Origin of the sequence: Phenylobacterium sp. (assembly GCF_036402295.1) — a bacterium.
Taxonomy (GTDB): domain Bacteria; phylum Pseudomonadota; class Alphaproteobacteria; order Caulobacterales; family Caulobacteraceae; genus Phenylobacterium.
In genome coordinates this window covers 1-2,000 of the sequence record NZ_DASWTE010000201.1, presented here as the reverse complement: position 1 = coordinate 2,000, position 2,000 = coordinate 1, and the positions used below count along the sequence as shown (strand labels likewise).

Annotated in this window: 3 protein-coding genes; all 3 read right to left on the bottom strand. The window is 73.3% G+C overall.

All coding sequences use genetic code 11. From position 1 onward, the window contains the following. Positions 1 to 727 (bottom strand): cobyric acid synthase (locus VGD44_RS12650; RefSeq protein ID WP_331087510.1); only part of this gene is annotated, 727 nt, incomplete at its 3' end. Next, positions 727 to 1,503, bottom strand: coding sequence for an ABC transporter ATP-binding protein (locus tag VGD44_RS12645; RefSeq protein ID WP_331087508.1), 777 nt, complete (start codon positions 1,501 to 1,503; stop codon positions 727 to 729). The genes VGD44_RS12645 and VGD44_RS12650, both read right to left, overlap by 1 nt. Next, positions 1,500 to 2,000 (bottom strand): iron ABC transporter permease (locus VGD44_RS12640; protein ID WP_331087506.1); only part of this gene is annotated, 501 nt, incomplete at its 5' end. The genes VGD44_RS12645 and VGD44_RS12640, both read right to left, overlap by 4 nt.

Genomic DNA, 2,000 nt, shown 5'->3' with positions numbered 1-2,000 from the left:
GGCGCTCCAGCACCACGGCGTCTTCGGCCGGCAGGCGCGCGGCGGCCGGGAGCCAGGGGGCCATGCCGAGGTCGGCCCAGCCGGTGCGGCGCGCGATCTCGGCGCGGCCGTCGTCGAATAGTGCGGGGTCGCCGCGGAACTTGTTGATCAGGAAGCCCCGGATGCGGCCGCGGTCGGCGGCGTCGAGGACGGCGTGGGCGCCCACGAGGCTCGCGATCACGTGGCCGCGGTCGATGTCGCCGATCAGGACGACCGGCACATCGGCGGCATGCGCGAAGCCCATGTTGGCGATATCGTTGGCCCTGAGGTTCGTCTCGGCCGGGCTGCCCGCGCCTTCCACGAGGACGAGGTCGGCCTCGGCCTCCAGGCGGCGGAAGCTCTCGACCACGACGGGCAGCAGCGAGGCCTTGCGGTCCTGATAGGCGGCGGCCTGCCACTCGCCCTCCATGCGGCCGCGGACCACGAGCTGGGCTCCGGTGTCGGACTGGGGCTTCAGGAGCACCGGGTTCATGTCGACGGTGGGCGGCGTGCGGCAGGCGATGGCCTGCAGCGCCTGCGCCCGGCCGATCTCGCCGCCATCCGCGGTGACCGCAGCGTTGTTCGACATGTTCTGCGGCTTGAACGGGCGGACGGTCAGGCCGCGGTTCGTGAACAGGCGGCAGAGGCCGGCGACCAGCACCGACTTGCCCACGTCCGAGCCGCAGCCCTGCAGCATGAGCGCGGCCATCAGGCGGGGCCCAGGTAGTCCACCAGCGCCTCGGCGCCCTGGCCGGCGATGCGGGCGCGGACGTCGAAGACCTGGGCCAGGAGGTCGGGCGTCAGCGTCTCGGCGATGGGGCCGAAGGCGACGAGGCGGCCTTCGCGCAGCGCCATCAGGTGGGTGGCGTGGCGCAGCGCCAGCGTGAGGTCGTGCAGGGTGGTGACCACCAGCCGGTCCTCGTCCACCGCCAGGCGGCGCAGGCGCACGACGGTGTCCAGGCGGTGCCTGGGGTCGAGGCCCGAGATCGGCTCGTCGGCCAGGAGCACGTCGGGGTCGCCGATCAGGGCGCGAGCCAGCATGGCGCGGGCGAGCTCGCCGCCGGAGAGCGTGGTGGCGGGCTGGAAGCGCTGGGGGACCAGGTCGAAGGCCTCGATGGCCTGGGTCAGGCGCGGCTCGAAACCGCCGGGCAGACCGCCGAAGGCCGGGAGCTGCGGGGTGAGGCCCAACGCCACGACGCGCTCGACCGCGATGGGCCACTCGGCGCGCAGGCTCTGGGGCAGATAGGCGCGGCGGCGCGCCAGCTCGCGGCGATCAATGGCGAGCACCGGGCGGTCGTCGAGGGTGACGGCGCCGGCCTCGGGCCTGAGCAGGCCGGCCAGGCAGTTCAACAGCGTCGACTTGCCCGCGCCGTTGGCGCCGATCAGGGCCACGAACATGCCGGCTTCGAGCCGGGCTGAGACGCCGTCCACGATGGCGCGGCCGCCGCGCTCGACGGTGATCCCCTTCGCCTCCAACACGCTCATGGCGCCAGCCTCCGCAGGCGCACGACCAGCCAGAAGAAGAACGGCGTGCCGATCAGGCTGGTGACCACGCCGAGCCGCAGCTCGGAGGTGGTGTGCAGGACGCGGGTGAGGATGTCGGCCAGCAGCAGCAGCGCCGCGCCGAACAGGGCCGAGGGAAGCAGCGTGCGGCTGGGCTGGTAGCCGACGAACGGGCGGACGAGGTGCGGCGCGATCAGGCCGATGAAGCCGACCGAGCCGGTGACCGAGGTCGCCGCACCGACCGCCAGGCCCGTGCCCAGCAGGGCGAGCAGGCGGGTGCGGTCAAGGTCGACGCCCAGGCTGGACGCCTGGGCCTCGCCCAGCGCGAGCGCGTCGATCGCGCGGCCCATGGTAGCGAGGATCGCGAGGCCTGCCAGGATGAAGGGGCCGGCCAGCAGGATGTGGTCCCAGCTCTTCTGCGACAGCGAGCCCAGCATCCAGATGCTCATCTCGAAGGCGGCGTAGGGGTTGGGAGCGAA